This window comes from Marinobacter sp. X15-166B, from assembly GCF_001752365.1.
Lineage (GTDB): Bacteria > Pseudomonadota > Gammaproteobacteria > Pseudomonadales > Oleiphilaceae > Marinobacter.
Window position 1 is genome coordinate 2,488,621 of sequence record NZ_MEIY01000001.1, and the last position, 15,921, is coordinate 2,504,541.

Annotated in this window: 13 protein-coding genes; 9 read left to right on the plus strand and 4 right to left on the minus strand. The window is 60.5% G+C overall.

Features of this window, described 5'->3' with window-relative positions; translation table 11 throughout:
• Positions 1-207 precede the first annotated feature (207 nt).
• Positions 208-870, minus strand: coding sequence for a CoA transferase subunit B (locus BG841_RS11675; protein WP_070057821.1), 663 nt, complete (start codon positions 868-870; stop codon positions 208-210).
• Positions 871-924: 54 nt separating this feature from the next.
• Positions 925-1,623 carry a CoA transferase subunit A gene (locus BG841_RS11680; protein WP_070057822.1) on the minus strand — a complete coding sequence of 233 codons (699 nt, stop codon included), beginning with the start codon at positions 1,621-1,623 and terminating at the stop codon, positions 925-927.
• A gap of 156 nt (positions 1,624-1,779) precedes the next feature.
• On the opposite strand from BG841_RS11680, the gene BG841_RS11685 reads away from it, so the two are divergent.
• Positions 1,780-2,676: a LysR family transcriptional regulator gene (locus BG841_RS11685; RefSeq protein ID WP_070057823.1), complete on the plus strand. Its 897-nt coding sequence runs from the start codon at positions 1,780-1,782 to the stop codon at positions 2,674-2,676.
• Between the two features lie 140 nt (positions 2,677-2,816).
• Entirely contained in the window at positions 2,817-4,025 is a 1,209-nt protein-coding gene (locus tag BG841_RS11690) for an MFS transporter (RefSeq protein ID WP_074454344.1), read from the plus strand.
• A 6-nt stretch (positions 4,026-4,031) separates the two neighbouring features.
• Here the strand turns inward: BG841_RS11690 and BG841_RS11695 are convergent, their stop codons facing one another.
• Positions 4,032-5,036, minus strand: coding sequence for a hypothetical protein (locus tag BG841_RS11695; RefSeq protein ID WP_070057824.1), 1,005 nt, complete (start codon positions 5,034-5,036; stop codon positions 4,032-4,034).
• Between the two features lie 242 nt (positions 5,037-5,278).
• Here BG841_RS11695 and BG841_RS11700 point away from each other — a divergent pair, with 242 nt between their 5' ends.
• The 4 genes from BG841_RS11700 to BG841_RS11715 all read left to right on the plus strand — a co-directional run bounded on the left by BG841_RS11700 (position 5,279) and on the right by BG841_RS11715 (position 12,050).
• A complete protein-coding gene (locus BG841_RS11700; RefSeq protein ID WP_198929184.1) occupies positions 5,279-6,994 on the plus strand; it encodes an autotransporter assembly complex protein TamA in 1,716 nt (571 codons plus the stop codon).
• 16 nt (positions 6,995-7,010) lie between these two features.
• Positions 7,011-10,751 carry a translocation/assembly module TamB domain-containing protein gene (locus tag BG841_RS11705; protein ID WP_070057825.1) on the plus strand — a complete coding sequence of 1,247 codons (3,741 nt, stop codon included), beginning with the start codon at positions 7,011-7,013 and terminating at the stop codon, positions 10,749-10,751.
• A gap of 121 nt (positions 10,752-10,872) precedes the next feature.
• Entirely contained in the window at positions 10,873-11,484 is a 612-nt protein-coding gene (gene lexA / locus BG841_RS11710; RefSeq protein WP_198929228.1) for a transcriptional repressor LexA, read from the plus strand.
• 47 nt (positions 11,485-11,531) lie between these two features.
• Positions 11,532-12,050, plus strand: coding sequence for a cell division inhibitor SulA (locus BG841_RS11715; protein ID WP_070057827.1), 519 nt, complete (start codon positions 11,532-11,534; stop codon positions 12,048-12,050).
• On the opposite strand, the gene BG841_RS11720 is transcribed toward BG841_RS11715, so the two are convergent.
• The gene (locus BG841_RS11720; protein WP_070057828.1) at positions 12,035-12,295 is read right to left on the minus strand and encodes a hypothetical protein; all 261 of its coding nucleotides are present in this window, start codon (positions 12,293-12,295) and stop codon (positions 12,035-12,037) included. The two genes, BG841_RS11715 and BG841_RS11720, sit on opposite strands and share 16 nt — an antisense overlap.
• Before the next feature lie 289 nt (positions 12,296-12,584).
• On the opposite strand from BG841_RS11720, the gene BG841_RS11725 reads away from it, so the two are divergent.
• The 3 genes from BG841_RS11725 to BG841_RS11735 all read left to right on the plus strand — a co-directional run bounded on the left by BG841_RS11725 (position 12,585) and on the right by BG841_RS11735 (position 15,917).
• Positions 12,585-12,905: a hypothetical protein gene (locus BG841_RS11725; protein ID WP_070057829.1), complete on the plus strand. Its 321-nt coding sequence runs from the start codon at positions 12,585-12,587 to the stop codon at positions 12,903-12,905.
• Positions 12,906-13,051: 146 nt separating this feature from the next.
• Positions 13,052-14,503: a sigma-54 dependent transcriptional regulator gene (locus BG841_RS11730; RefSeq protein ID WP_070057830.1), complete on the plus strand. Its 1,452-nt coding sequence runs from the start codon at positions 13,052-13,054 to the stop codon at positions 14,501-14,503.
• 154 nt (positions 14,504-14,657) lie between these two features.
• A complete protein-coding gene (locus tag BG841_RS11735; RefSeq protein WP_070057831.1) occupies positions 14,658-15,917 on the plus strand; it encodes a sensor histidine kinase in 1,260 nt (419 codons plus the stop codon).
• The last annotated feature ends 4 nt before the right edge of the window (positions 15,918-15,921 follow it).

Below are 15,921 nucleotides of genomic sequence, written 5' to 3' on the forward strand. Positions count from 1 at the left end.
CCGCAAGTAGGTTGTTGTTGGTCTGAAGAGCGTCCCCACTATTAACAGCGGCCTGCCAGTAAGTAAACGCACGGCCTGAAGATTACCTGGCAGATTGCGATTGGGCGAGGCGGGAGAGGCGACCGGGATGGAGTACGGGGAGGCTGTCAAACAACAAAGCCCCGCTGGGCGGGGCTTTGTTGTTTAGCCGAGGCGAACATCGGGCCGTCAGGCGGGGATGTTCATTTCCGGTACGTGGTCGGGGACCACCAGTTCGCCGGCGGTCTTGGCAACAATCTCGTCGACACTTACACCGGGGGCCCGTTCTTTCAGAACGAAGGCGCCGTTTTCGATTTCCAGATACGCCAGGTCGGTCAGTATGCGTCTGATGCAGCCTGCACCGGTGAGGGGCAGGGTGCACTCTTGCAGCAGTTTTGACTCCCCCGACTTGGAGGCGTGGGTCATGGTGACGATGATGTTTTCTGCACCGGCTACCAGGTCCATGGCGCCGCCCATGCCCTTGACCAGCTTTCCGGGGATCATCCAGGAGGCGATGTTGCCGTTCACGTCCACCTCGAAGGCGCCCAGAACTGTGAGGTCAATATGACCACCGCGGATCATTGCAAAGGAATCGGCGGAGTCCATGATGGACGCGCCCTTCAGAGCGGTGACCGTTTGTTTGCCCGCATTGATCATGTCGGCATCGATTTCATCTTCGGTGGGAAACTGGCCCATACCGAGCAAGCCGTTTTCGGATTGCAACATGACCTCGATATCGTCGGGGACGTAGTTTGCCACCAGGGTGGGAATGCCGATGCCCAGGTTTACGTAAAATCCGTCTTCCAGCTCTTGGGCGATGCGCTGTGCCATTTGTTCACGGGTGAGTGCCATTGTCCTTTCCTCTTATTCTGTATCGGTCGTCGGATAACTTGAAACGCCTGGCCATTAGCTACGGACGGTTCGCTGCTCTATCCGCTTCTCGAAAGTACCGCAGATGAGGCGATTGACGTAGATGCCCGGAGTATGGATAGCGTCGGGGTCCAGCATGCCCGGTTCAACAATTTCTTCCACTTCAACCACCGTGACTTTGGCGGCCATGGCTGCCAACGGGTTGAAGTTGCGCGCCGTGTGGCGATAGATCACGTTGCCATAGGTGTCGGCCTTCCAGCCTTTCACAATAGCGAAATCGCCGGTGATGGCGGGCTCAAGGATGTGGGGGCGGCCGTTAAAATCGCGCACTTCCTTGCCTTCCGCGACGGGGGTGCCGTAGCCGGTGGCGGTGAAAAAGGCGGGGATGCCTGCGCCGCCGGCACGCAAACGTTCTGCCAGGTTGCCTTGCGGGGTGAGCTCTACTTCCAGGTCGCCATTCAGCAGTTGTTTCTCAAAAAGGGCGTTCTCGCCGACGTAAGAGGCGATCATCTTGCGAATTTGGCGATCTTCAAGCAAGAGACCCAGGCCAAACCCGTCAACGCCGCAATTGTTTGACACCACCGTCAGATCACGGGTGCCCTTGCGTTTAATTTCAGTGATCAGGTTTTCGGGGATACCGCACAGGCCGAATCCTCCAGCCAGAAGGGTCATCCCGTCTTCCAGCCCTTGCAGGGCTTCCTCGTAAGAACTGACTCGCTTATCAAAACCGGACATAGTGCCGCTTCCTCTTTTTTGTTGGCGTATCGATTAAAGTCTAACGCTCGTTGGTTAATTTGTTAAGTTTGAAATACTAATTCATTAATAGGGTTTCCAAATTAATTGGTGGCGCTAAACTGGGACTTACCAGTGCGTGACCGAAGGTATGACCCCATGACCGTGAAACAGATCCGTGCGTTTCTTGCCGTGGCGCAGACGTTGAGTTTTGCTCAGGCCTGTGAGCGCCTGCATCTGTCCCAGCCAGCCCTCAGTCTGTCGATCAAGGCGCTTGAGGAGAGTCTGGGAGGGGCGCTGTTCAGTCGCACCACCCGGAGTGTCCAGTTAACGCCAGAAGGGGAAGCCTTGTTGCCGTTGGCGCGCCGTTTGCTCGCAGATTGGGACAATGCCCAGGATGAATTGCGCCAGCGATTCAGTCTGGACCTGGGGCGGGTGACCATCGCCGCCATCCCCTCATTTGCCGGCAACACCCTGCCCGACATTCTCAAGAAGTTTCGGGTCCGATACCCTAATATAGGCGTAACCATTCAGGACGTCATCAATGAAGAGGTGTTCGATCTCTTGCAGATCGGCAAGGTAGAGCTGGGCATCGCTTTTGAGCCTCCCGCCGCGTCCAGGCTGCAGTTTACCCCGCTTTACCGGGACCGGTTTGTGGCCGTGGTGCCCCAGGATTCGCCCTTGGCCGGCGCCAGCGAACTTGTCTGGGATCAGCTGCTGTGCCACCCGTTCATCGCTTTGCAACGGCCGTCCGCGGTGCGCTACACCCTGGAGGAGGCACTGGCCGCCAGTGGGCACGCCCTTCCGGTGGAGTTTGAAAGCCATCATCTGGCAACGGTGGGTCGCATGGTGGCCAGAGGGTTGGGAGTGAGTGCGGTTCCCACTCTGTGCATCAGGCAGATGAACGAATTGGGGGCCGTCTGTATCCCGCTGCGTGCCCCGGTCATTGAACGGCCGGTGGGTGTTTTGCAGCGTTCTGATCACGAATTGTCGGTTGCGGGGCAGGCGCTTCTGGATACTTTGCTGTCTTCTCCCGTTGATATCGCCAGTGCTTAGAGGGCGGCTCTGGCGTCAGCATTGACAGCGGAGGGGCGGTTCGACAGGGTCGGTGCCGAGAGTGTCCGGGCCCAATCGACCTTTCCGGCACCATTTACCAATCAGCAACGCTCTTGCCGGAGCGGACAGGTGTACTACCAGTGCAGGCGACCGATCCCACAGCTCCCACCAACATCACCCGCAACCTGTACGCCGTCTGCGTCGCGCTGACCAGCGCGCTGCTGGTGCAGTCGATGCTGCTGATCGCCATCCCTTTGTACGCCCTGCAACTGGGTGCGACTCCCCTCGTGATTGGCGCGGTGATCAGTGCGCCCTATCTGCTGCCGCTGATACTGGCGATCCCCATGGGTGGCGTGATCACCACGCTCGGGGGACGCAAGGTGATTCTGCTGGGCGGCGCAGGTATGAGTCTGGCCCCCGTCATCTTGCTGCTGGTGCCGGGTTACCCGGGGCTGATCCTCGCGCAGGTGATGGTCGGGTTGGCGCAGATTCTGATGGTTCTTGCTGCACAGACGGTGATCTCTGCGATGGGGTCCGGAACAACGTTGGAAAAGTATTTTGGCTGGTACACCACCAGTCTTTCCGGCGGCCAGCTGGTCGGTCCGTTACTCGCCGGCTGGCTGATCGATCAGCGCGGGATGGGGCTGACCTTCGGGGTGATGAGCACCCTGGCGCTGATCGGCGTACTGGGGGCCGCATTTCTGGTCGGAGACGCGAGCCGGCGGTATGCTAACGATAGAGCCCTGTCGGGGTACCGCGCCCAGGCGCGCTTGCTGAAAAGTAACCACGGCGTGCAGATGTCCATTGCTCTCACGGTGGCCGGGATGTTTGTTCTCGGCGCCCACGGGGGGTTCCTGCCGGTCTACCTGGAAAACCTCGAGATTTCCGCCACTACCATTGGCGCGCTGTTGAGTTTGCGCGCCTTGAGCGCCATGGCGGTGCGCCCGTTTATGTCGACTGTGATCATGCTGGTGGGGGGGCGCGGCCAAGCGGTTGTTGGGTGCGTGGTGTGCCTGGTGCTGGGCATTGTATTCACCGGTGTTATAAACAATGTGCTTGTGTTGGCCCTGCTGACGGTGCTGGTGGGTATCGGCTCGGGGGTGTCGCAACCCCTGTCCATGGTCATTTTGGCGGAACATGTTGCCCCCGAGCGCAGGCCCAGCGCACTGGGCATGCGGTTGATGGCAAACCGCGGGGTTCAGTTTCTGGCCCCGTTTCTGTTGGGCGCGCTGGCCGAATACACCAGTTTTGCTGTTGCGTTTACCCTCGGTGGGGTGTTCACCCTGTTGATGCTGCTGTTTATTGCGGTGTTGCTACCCCGGTTTTCGGCGAATGGCAATTCCTTGTAGCGGGCGTCAGAGTTCCGCACGCCAGTGCTTGATTCGGATCTGGGCCTTCACGGCCTCGATAATCTCGTTGATCAGGGCGATCAGGGCCTCATTGGTGGCGTGCTGGTCGTCCGGATTGCCCGGCTCCGGAAGCAGCACCTGCACTATGTCTTCAATAAAACCGTGATTGGAGGAGGTGGCAAGGTCGTCGAGGATCTGGTGGATGACTCTGGCCACTATGTCACCGATGGCGTCTTCCAGCGTGTCCTTGATGGTGCCTCCGACCACCGGCACGTAACGCAGCCGGGAGATCTCAAGGTTGTCCTGCAGGGCAATGTCGACGCGACTTTCAATATACCGCGTCAGCGCACCCCGGTTGGGCACGTAGCCTTGTTGCGCGGTCTCGGCGATCCGGTTTGACAGCCATCCCGTCAGCAGGTCCCGGCGCGGGTACAGGATGTCGTTTTTGACGCGGTCCAGCAATGGCGCACCGCGACTGATTTCTAGCTGGATGCCGGAGAGAATCTTAAGGGCAATTTTGTCGGACAGCTCTTCCATGAAGGCTTCGTAGTAAAAATTGGCAAATTGGAACAGCCGGTTGCGGGTAACGTCGATGATGTTGTATTTGTGCAGTCGATACAGGATTGAAATAACGCGCAATATCCTCAAAAAACGCAGGCTTCCGACGGGAATGCAACCCACCAGGTCGTACCAGTGGATGAAGGGGTAAAAGTACCAGCGGGCGTAACTGTTGGATTTGACGGCGTAACCCCAGCGCAGCAGAAACTCGGCAAGAAACACGGTGACGAACAGCAAGTCGTAAAAAATAAAGTTTTCGTGAACGGGCTGGTAATACTGAGTAATCACCGGGGCGTGTTGTGCCAGCAGGTTCTGAACGGCTATAAAACTGTATACGGAATCAAAAACCAGCAGCGCCAGATTGAGCAGCAGTAGCCCGAGCATCAGCAAGTCGAGAAGGAACCAGGGAAGCTGGTGACTGGCCCGGAGGTTTGCTCTGTTGATTGTTACCATGTGGCAGGGTGTCCGCAGGCATGTGGATGATTGTCTGTCTTGATCATAAGGTTAGCGGTAGAGTAATGCACATTGAATAGCATGGCCGGTCGCAGAGCACAGACAAGGGACGAGCGCAGCGTGAAGCTGGCATGGGTGGCCTGTGTGCCGGTACACTCAAGGGTCCATGTTACCTGCGAGTGGCGGTCACCCTGGATCTGCTGCCAGTCCACCCTGAGCGCCCGGCGATACGGACATTGCGCATGCTGATACTGCGACGCCTACTGTTGCTGCTGTTCTTGCCGCTTCCTTTGGTGGCGCAGCAGGTTAGTGTCACCGTGGAGGGGGATTATCCTGAACTGCAAGATAATGCGCGGGTATTCTTGGGCGAAGTCAGCGGACGCAGCAAATCGAGTTTGCGGCGTTATGCACCCACCGCCGTCGCGCAGGTTAAGCAGGCCTTTCAGGCACTGGGTTATTACCACCCGGAGGTGCGCTGGGAGCTGACGAACGGCGCGGAACCACAACTGCGGCTGACCGCAGTGCCCGGCGAACCGGTGCGCATTCGCAGTCGCACCGTGGACATTTCCGGCCCCGCCCGGTCGGACCCCCAGTTTTCGGCGACCCTGCCTCGCCGGCCCGAGGTGGGCGATGTGCTGCATCACGGTCGTTACGACGCGTTGCGGCAGACCCTGCAAAACCGCGGGTCACGGCTGGGGTATTTCGATGCCGAATTCACCACTCACAAACTGATTGTCGACCCGGAAGCCGGGGTTGCCGATATTGTGCTGGTCTATGAGAGCGGTGAGCGCTACCAGCTTGGTGCGGTAACGTTCGAAGACGGCCACGGCTTTGATGAGATGCTGTTGCGGCAATTCGTGACCATCGAGCCCGGCGAGCCTTACCACGCCGACAAGGTGGCGGGCCTCAACCGGGACCTGCTCAACAGTGGTTACTTTGCCCAGGTGCTGGTCGATGCCGTGCCTTCGGACGCAGAGGATCGCGTGATACCGGTAAACGTACGGTTACGGCCCCGGGCGCCGCGGTCGGTGGCCGCCGGTGTGGGCTTCTCGACCGATGTCGGCCCCCGTTTTCGCGGTACCTGGACCGAACACTGGGTGAACCCGAGCGGGCACCGCCGCGGTGCGGACACCGAGCTTTCTGCGCCCCGGCAAAACATCAGCGCCTGGTACGAGTTGCCATTGGACCCGCCGATGACGGATGCCATCCGCTTTACCACGGGTTACCAGAGTGAAGATATTGAAGATGTGACCTCTGAGCGCCTGACCTTCGGGCAGCAATGGCAGCATGGGCTCGAGTCGGGGTGGATGCAGATCTTGTCGTTGCGTTGGGAGGGCGAGCGCTACCGGATCGGCCGTGAAGTGAAACAGTCCAGTCAGCTGTTGTTGCCGGGGGCGGACTATACCAAGCTGCAGGCGGATTCGGCCCTCGATCCTTCCAAGGGGTACCGCCTGCAGCTTGGCGTGGCCGGTGCACACCGTGGTGTGTTGTCAGACGTTGACCTGCTGCACCTGCAAATCATGGCCAAAGGGCTGATGACCCTGGCCGACAAACACCGCTTGCTGGTCAGGCTGGAAGCGGGTGGGGTAGCAACCAGCAGTTTTGACGATGTTCCGCCCTCGTTGCGTTTCTTCGCCGGTGGTGATCAGAGTGTGCGGGGCTACGGTTATGAAACCCTCTCTCCGCAGGACGACGCGGGGAATACTGAGGGTGGGCGGTATCTGTTGGTGGGCAGTGCGGAGTATCAGTATGCGTTCGCCAATCGTTGGCGCGTTGCTGCATTTTACGACGCGGGCAATGCGATCAATAACCTGAACGACCCGTTGGCCTCCGGCGCGGGTGTCGGGGTGCGCTGGATCAGTCCGGTAGGACCCTTGCGGCTCGATATCGCGAAAGGCCTTAACCCCGATTTCGGGGGCGGTTGGCGGCTGCACTTTTCCATGGGCCCCGAGCTATGACCAGGCTGGCATAACCATGAAAGCATTCTGGAACAAAATGAAACGGTATCAGCGTTGGCTGCTTGTGGTCTCGCTGGTGGCGGTCATTGTTCCGATGTTGCTGGTCGCGGGCGTGTTGCTGGCGCTGCGCTCCGAAACCGGCACCCAATGGGTGATCGATCAGATTCCCGGATTGCACGTAGCGCGCGGGCAGGGTTCCCTGTTGGGCCGGTGGCAGGCCGACAGTCTCCACTGGCAGGGGTATGGCGTGGGGCTGGACGTGGATTCCCCGGTGGTCGAATGGTCGCCGGGGTGCCTGTTTGAGAAGCGGCTGTGTGTGGATGTGATCCATGCCGACCACCTCGATCTCAGAATACAGCCGCGGGAACCGACTGCCCAGGCAGACCGCCAGACCCTAACCTTACCCACCCTGCGGTCGCCCTTGGGGGTGGTGGTCGAGGATGTCCGTCTCGGCCCTTTTACGCTCAACGGCACGCCTGTCTGGGATCGTCTCGACGCGAGCGCCCGGGGGTCGGGGGCCGACTGGGAGCTGACCACACTGCGCTATCAGCGTGACGACATGGTGGTGGACGCCTCCGGACGGGTGTCGACCCGGGGAGACTGGCCGGTTGCTGTGGATCTGGGCGCAAGTTTGCCACCGCCGGAGGGCGACCAGTGGCGCATAGAGATTGATGCGCGGGGCAGTGTGGCCGATCTGCGCTTGCTGGGATCCAGTTCCGGTTACCTGGATGCGGATTTTGAGGGGCGGGTCGCACCGCTGCAGCCGGACCTGCCCTTGCGCCTGGAACTCGAGGCAGACCGATTTCGGACCCACAGTGCACTTCCCGCCACGCTGACCCTGAAGGACTGGCGTGCCACCCTGGAAGGCGACCTGACCAACGGTGTCCGGGTGACAACGGGGGCGCGGCTGCCCGGGACCGAAGGCGACATTGCGGCGTCGGTCGGTGGTGTGGTGACGGCCACCGGCGCCCGCGATCTGGAGATTGAATTGACCGGGCCGCAGGAACACACTGCGGTGAGTGGGGACACCCCTCAAGGGACGGTGAAAATCACCGGAGAGGCGGGTTGGAGCGAGGGGTTGCAGGCGAGCGCCGATCTTCAGCTCGACCGTTTCCCATGGTACAGCCTGCTGCCCGGGGTGGAGCCGCCACCGGTCGCACTCGAGCATCTGAGCGGCCGTGTCCGATACGACGACGGTCGCTACCAGGGCTCCCTGACACTAACCTCCAGCGGGCCCATGGGCGATGCCCGGGCGTCTGCCACACTCACCGGTGACCTCGCCGGGGTGAAAATCACCGAATTCAACGCGCAAACCGGGGCGGGCAGTCTGCAGGGTGAGGGCACGCTGGGTTTCGACGGACCCTTGACCTGGCAGGCCCGTCTGCAGCTGGCCGGATTCAATCCGGGTTACTGGGTACCCCCTTTGCAGGCCAGTCTGGACGGCGAAGTGACCACCCGGGGTGCGCTGCCACCCAACGGAGCCCCCGAACTGGCGGCGAACTGGCGCCTGACGGGCAGCTGGCGGGATCAGGAGACTCGGGTTGCGGGCCGCTTGAACGCGCAGCAGGGCGATTGGGCGTTGACCGGTCTGGACCTGCAGGTGGGACAGAATACCCTGACCGGGAATGGCCAGCTGGGGCAAGGGTTGACGGCCGAAGTGACTGTGGCGTTCCCCGACCTGAGTGCGTTTGTGCCGCAACTGCAGGGCCAGATCAAAGGGCGGGCGTCGGCGTCGGGAACCCTTGACGAACCCAATGGTCAGCTCGAATTGCAGGGCAGTGATTTCGCCTGGCAGGACAGCCTCAAGGTTGACACCCTCACCCTGACTGCCCGTCTCCGTGACCAGCTGACTCTTGACAGTGATCTGGCCGCGGCCCGTATTGAAGCAGCCGGGCAGGTCATTGATGAGCTTGAGGTGCGGTTAACGGGCACCCCGGATGACCATCAGCTGACGGTGGCCGGCGTACTCGACCAGTTGAAATCCTACCTGCGTTTCAATGGCCGGTGGCACCGGGGGTGGGACGGGCAGTTGAGTGAAGGAAGGCTGGACCTGATCGAGCAGCAACAGTTGTGGCGACTTGCCGGGCCTGCCGATATTCGTTACAGAACGGACGATAATCATCTGAGTGTGGGGGCTCACTGCTGGCGCTGGCAAGGCAGTGCCGTGTGCGCGCAGGACCAGACTTTGTTGCCGGAGCCGGATATCCATTACCGGCTGGAACGCTTCCCCACGCTGGCACTGGCTCCGTTGCTTCCGGAGGGTGTGCGCTGGCAGGCAGAAATTGACGCGGAACTGCGGGTGCAAATGAATCAGGGGCAGCCCGATGGTCGCATCGAACTCAACGTGTCCCCTGGCAGTATTGACGTGAGTGTCGACGATGACTGGGTCGCTCTCGATTACAGCAGGCTTGGACTGAGTGTCAATCTGAAACCGGATGTCGCCGAGCTGGCATTCAATCTGGAAGGGCCGGATCTGGGCCAGCTGGCGATCAACATACAGGTTGACCCCCATGCGGCAGAGCGCCCGGTAACAGGTGACTTCAGCCTCACCGGTCTGGATCTGGCGTTGCTGGTTGCCCTCGCCGATCTGGACGAGGTAGCCGGGGAGTTGAGCGGTGCAGGCCGGATCCGCGGGCCGTTGCTGGCGCCGGAAATCTATGGGGACGTCACCCTCAGCGGCGGCCGACTGATCGATGAACGCATCCCCGTGCCTCTGGAAGCCATTGAGTTGGGGTTAACGCTGACCGGCACCGAGGGGGATTTCAACGGCCGCTGGCGCAGTGCTGAGCAGGGCCAGGGTCAGCTGGGCGGGCATATTGACTGGGCCGGTGAGCCGTCGCTGGAGCTGGCGATCCGTGGTGACCGGATTCCGCTGCATTACGAGCCTTACGCCCAGGTGCAGCTTAGCCCGGACCTGACCATCGCCTTCCGTGGTGGCGATCTCACCGTGAGTGGCAGGGTCGCGGTTCCCCGTGGCTCGATTGAAGTGCGCCGGCTGCCAGACCAGGCGGTATCCGTGTCTGCCGATGAAGAAATCGTGGGTGTGGAAAAAGAAGCGCCGGCGTTGCGGGCGCTGAATATGGACGTGACCGTAGTGGTCGGGGAGGACCGGGTCAGTTTTCGCGGTTTTGGTGTCGAGGGAAATCTGGAGGGCAGCATCCGTATAGGTAACGCCATGGATACCCGGGGGGCTCTCCAGCTGGTGGACGGCAAGTACGAAGCCTACGGCCAGGAGCTGACTCTGCGGCGTGCGCGACTGGTTTTTGTGGGCCCCATCTCCGAGCCCTATCTGGACATCGAGGCGATTCGCCGGGTCGACGATGTGGTGGCCGGGATCCGGTTGAGCGGCCCTGCAGCCAGTCCGGAAACCGAAGTATTTTCGGAGCCGGACATGCCCCAGGATCAAGCCCTGTCTTACGTCATACTCGGCCGGCCGCTGCAGGACAGTGGCGAACAAGGGGATATGCGCCAGGCGGCATTGTCACTGGGGCTTACCCAGGCCAGCAAGGTGACTCAGGGGCTGGGCGAGGAGCTGGGTATTCGCGAGCTGACGCTCGAAGCCGAAGGGGCGGGTGAAGACGCTTCGGTGGTGGCCAGTGGTTATATCACCGAGGATCTGAGTCTGCGTTACGGGGTCGGCATATTCAGCCCGACCACTACGGTGGCTTTGCGTTATGACCTGGGGCGCTATTTTTACCTGGAGGCGGCCAGCGGCCTGGCCGCGTCACTGGATATTTTCTACACCCGGGACTTCTGACCCTGCAGACCGGATTTCGCGCACCCCTGCCTCGCCGGAGGAGCGGGAATGCCCCGGTAAGCCTTTACACAGGTCAAAACACTGTATATATTCCAGTTACTGTATAAAAGAACAGGGGCTGATCATGAAGCTGACTGTACGTCAAAGCCAGGTGCTGGACATCATCAAGCGCCACCTTGATGAAACCGGTTACCCCCCCACGCGGGCCGAGATCGCCTCTGAGCTGGGGTTCCGCTCAGCCAACTCGGCGGAGGAACATTTGCGTGCGCTGGCTCGCAAAGGCGCCATTGAAATGGTCCCGGGCACCAGTCGGGGCATCCGTTTACCAGAAACTGCGGACGATACCGGTTTGCCGGTGGTCGGTCTGGTTGCCGCCGGTAGCCCGATCCTGGCCCAGGAGCACATTGAAGACTACTGTGCGCTGGCGCCTGATTTTTTTGCGCCGGCCGCTGATTACCTGCTGCGGGTGCGCGGCATGAGCATGAAAGATATTGGCATTCTGGAGGGTGATTTGCTGGCGGTGCACCGTACCCAGGATGTGCACAACGGCCAGATAGTGGTCGCCCGGGTGGGCGATGAAGTGACCGTGAAGCGCTTCCGGCGGGACGGTAGCAAGGTGTTTCTGCTGGCGGAAAATGAGGATTTTGCACCCATTGAGATCGACCTGCGCGAGAGCGAACTATTTATCGAAGGGCTCGGGGTGGGCGTCATTCGCCGTTCCGACATGCATTGAGCGCAGCTGACGCAGACAGAGAACCAGGTTCGGGGGTACGGAGCATCATGGAGCAACTAAGTTTCAATCAGGGTCCGAGTTTCAACCATGACCAGCTGTTCAGCGTCGCTGCCCTGGCGCGGGCTGGAGGGCGGGGCCGGCGCACGGGAGCTCTGACGGTGCCGCAGGCGCAACCGGACGCGGCACCGGCCGTGGAAGGCAATGTAACGGAAATCATCGTGCCCGAGGGGCAGGTGGAGAATTTCCAGTTATTGTTGCCCATGCTGACGCAGTTGAACCGGGAGCATCGCTGGCTGGCATGGATTGATCCACCACAGCGTCTGGTGGCCAGGTGGCAGACCATGCACGGAATCGTTGCCAACCAGTTGCTGGTGTTGCGCTCGACCGCAGGCTATTCCGCCCAGCAGCTCGCCGAGCGCGCACTCCGCGCCGGCACCTGTCACGCCGTGGTCATGTGGACCGGCAAGCTGAGCCGCAGTGCGCTGGTCACCTTACAGCAAGCGTCCGCCAGCGGTAACAGTCACGGAGTCGTTTTGCGGCAACGCCCGGCTCAGTGCAGGGTATAGGCAGGGCGCGCTTCAAATGTTTCGAGGTCTTCGTCTTCCCAGTCAATGTCGTGCGCAATATTGCCCACCGCCTCGATGCCGGCGGCAATCATGGCCTTGGCGACGGCCAGATCCCGGCCGTCCATAATCTCCCGGGCTTCCTCAGAGAAGGCGATCCGTACCAGAGGGGCGCTGTCATCATCAACACGACGCAGTGCGTAGTCCCCGTCACTCAGTTGTATTATTTCGAAAAAAGATGGTGACATGCCGTTAACCTTTAGTTTTGAATCTACAAGCCCTCCATCATACCAGCTAACCAGTCCCGTTGCCTGCTTTGTGAGATAACCGCACCGCAACCACGGGCGGCAGGGTGGAGATCTGTGGGTGGCGGTCAGAACCAGCGCCCGGGAGGCGTCATGGCTGGGGCGCCTCTAATCGACGTTCAGGCAGCATCATGCAATGCCCCGGGCGGCATGCGCAGCATGCCGCCGGGCTGAACCGTTTGCGGTATGATCGGAGCGGCACGTCCCCCTACTTGTTACACAGGAGAACAGCATGGCCGAAAACCTGGAACAGCTTGATCAGTTGATCGATGACCTGCGTCACGCCGCAGCCACCGAAAACTGGGACCGTCTGAGTGAACTCCATGAAGCGGTGCAGCCGAATGTGGCCCGGGTTATGAACGCTGTTGCCACCGGGGCATACAGTGCTGACGTGGTGCGGCAGCGACTGGAGGAACTGCGCCGGGTGTGTGATCTGGGGCTACAGGGCGCGCAGGCCGCCCGCGCAGCGGCTAAAACCGCACTGGATGAGATGCGGCAAAACCGACAAGCGGTATCCGCGTACCACAAGATCGCCATGAATCAGCTGAAATAACCTTAGATTCCGCGCCATTAAATTGACTCGGTTGTGCGAACAGTCTTAAATGACAGCCCTGTAATCTTCAACTTCACGCCGCTTCTGATCAACGTGCCCATTGCGGCACCCAAACCGGCAAGGTCCAGAAAGAGAGATTTCACGGAATGTCCAGCAACAACATCGCTTTGATTTTAAGTGAGGACGAAGCTCGTCGGCATGATCTTGAGACGATTTTTGGTTTTGTCGGTGAGGCGCAGCTTTGTTCTGGCGAACAGGCCTGGCAGCTGCTTGAAACCGCTGATCCCCAGCAGGCAATGGCGGTATCGGTTGCGGTCATTAATGGTGAAGACACCGGTGCCACCCGGGCCGTGCAGGCGGTCTGCGCGCTCGGCGAGAGTGTCCCCATCCTGTTGATCGGCGACCCGGATTTGCCCCGGCTGTCGGAGCAGGAGAGCAAACGCATTATCGCCCGCCTCGCCTGGCCGCTGAACTACACCAAAGTTATCGACTCTTTGTATCGCGCCCACGTTTTCAGCGACCAGCACAGGCACTCCCGGCCACAGGGGCAACAGCGCAGCGTGAAACTGTTCCGCAGCCTCGTGGGCACCAGTCGGGGTATTCAGGCGGTCAGACGGTTGATTGAACAGGTCGCCGACAAAGACGTCAGTGTGTTGATCACCGGTGAATCCGGTACCGGCAAAGAAGTGGTTGCCCGCAATTTGCATTACCATAGCAGTCGCCGTGACAAGCCGTTTGTCCCGGTAAACTGCGGTGCCATACCGGCCGAGCTGTTGGAAAGTGAATTGTTTGGCCATGAAAAAGGCGCGTTCACCGGCGCCATCACCGCCCGGGCCGGACGGTTTGAAATGGCCGAGGGCGGTACCCTGTTTCTGGATGAAATCGGAGATATGCCGCTGGGGATGCAGGTGAAAATTCTGCGGGTGTTGCAGGAGCGTACCTACGAGCGGGTGGGCGGCAACCGCACCTTGCACGCCAATGTGCGCATCATTGCCGCGACGCACCAGCATCTGGAAGACATGATTGAGAGCGGTGATTTCCGCGAAGACCTGTATTACCGTCTGAATGTGTTCCCCATCGAGATGCCGGCCCTGCGGGAGCGGGTCGAGGACATACCGCTGCTCATCAACGAGCTGGTGTCCCGCATGGAGCAGGAAAAGCGGGGTTCGTTGCGCATGAACTCGGCGGTGATCATGAGCCTGTGCCGGCACGACTGGCCGGGCAATGTGCGTGAACTGGCTAATCTGGTGGAGCGTCTGGCGATCATGAACCCCTATGGTGTGATCGGGGTGCAAGAGTTGCCAAAGAAATTTCGTTACGTTGACGACATTGATGAAGGTCGCGAGGTGGACGAATTTACCCTGCCCTCCGCGTCGCCGGGTCTGACCGGGATGGATTCGCCCGCGTTACTGCCCGTGAACGGCCTGGACCTGCGTGAGTATCTGGCCAGTCTCGAAAAGCAGTTGATTCAGCAGGCGCTGGAGGACACTGCCGGGGTGGTGGCCCGGGCGGCGGAGAAACTGCGCATACGCCGCACCACGCTGGTAGAAAAGGTGCGCAAGTACGGGCTCCGCGAAACCGAGGCGGAGCAGGGTTGAGCGACAAAATAATGACGCTGCGATTTGGCCGCCTCTGGTAACTTATTGATTTAATTGGCAATAACTGTGGTGGCACAGAAGTGGCATAGTATCCCTCAAAGTGATTGTGTCGGCTTCCGTTTGCTGGGGTCGAGGTGTTCATCAGGGGGATGTCATGAGTCAACTGCAGTCCATAGGATCGTCGTCGCATCTGGCCGCAGGCGCCGGTGCCGCCGCCGATGCCAACGACAAAGTCACCGCACTGTTTCCGCAACACCAGGCAAAGCAGCCCGTTGACTCTGCGTTGGAACTGTTCAATCAGATGTCCCGCCAGATTACCGATTCCTACCGCACCCTGGAGTCCCGTGTTAATCAGCTGTCCGGGGAGTTGAACGAGGAAACCCAGCAGCGCCAGCGCGAGCTGGAGGAAAAGGAACGTCTGGCGGACCGGCTGTCGACCCTGTTGTCAGCCTTGCCGGCCGCCGTTGTGGTGTTGGACAGCCACGGGGTGATCACCCAGACCAACCCCGCCGCTGTTAATCTGTTGGGGGAACCGCTTGAGGGAGAGCGCTGGCTGAGCGTGATTCAACGCTGTTTTGCGCCCCGAAGCGATGACGGTCACGAGATCTCCTTGCGGGACGGTCGGCGGGTCAGCATTGAGATTCGCACCATGGAAAACCAGCCGGGCCAGCTGATTTTGCTGACCGACCTCACCGAAACCCGGCAGCTGCAGGCTCAGCTGGCCCATGCCCAACGGTTATCGGCCATGGGGAAGATGGTGGCGTCACTGGCCCACCAGATCCGCACCCCCTTGTCTGCAGCGATCCTGTACGGAGGCCACTTGTGCCAGGACGATCTGGATGTCGAGCTGCGCCAACGCTGTGCCACCCGGTTGATGGAACGACTGGCCCATCTGGAACAGCAGGTCCGGGATATGCTGATTTTCGCCCGGGGTGAAACCCGGTTGGCGGAAGAATTGAGCTCGGCTGCCTTGGTGCAGTCCTTGCAGTCCGCGCTTGAGGGCCTGCCCCCCGCATCCAGGAAGCTGATCCACTTTGCCGAGACGACCACGGAAGTGCGCCTGATGTGCAACCGGGAGGCGTTGGTTGGCGCCTGCATGAATCTGGTCAATAACGGACTTGAGGCCGGCGCCAGTCATGTTGAACTGGCGGTGGTGGCTGCCGGCGGGGAGCTTGAAATTCGGGTGACCGATGACGGACCGGGATTTGACGGCGCCCTGCGCGAGCAGCTGATGGAGGCGTTTTACACCACCAAATCCCACGGCACCGGCCTGGGGCTCGCGGTGGTCCAGGCGGTCGCCAAGGCGCACCAGGGGGAATTTGTGATGACGTCACCGGCGGAAGGGGGGGTGCGCGCCGTTATCCGCCTGCCAGCAATGACCGGTGCGCCGGTATCGAGTGGCTGTCAGCAATAGGGGG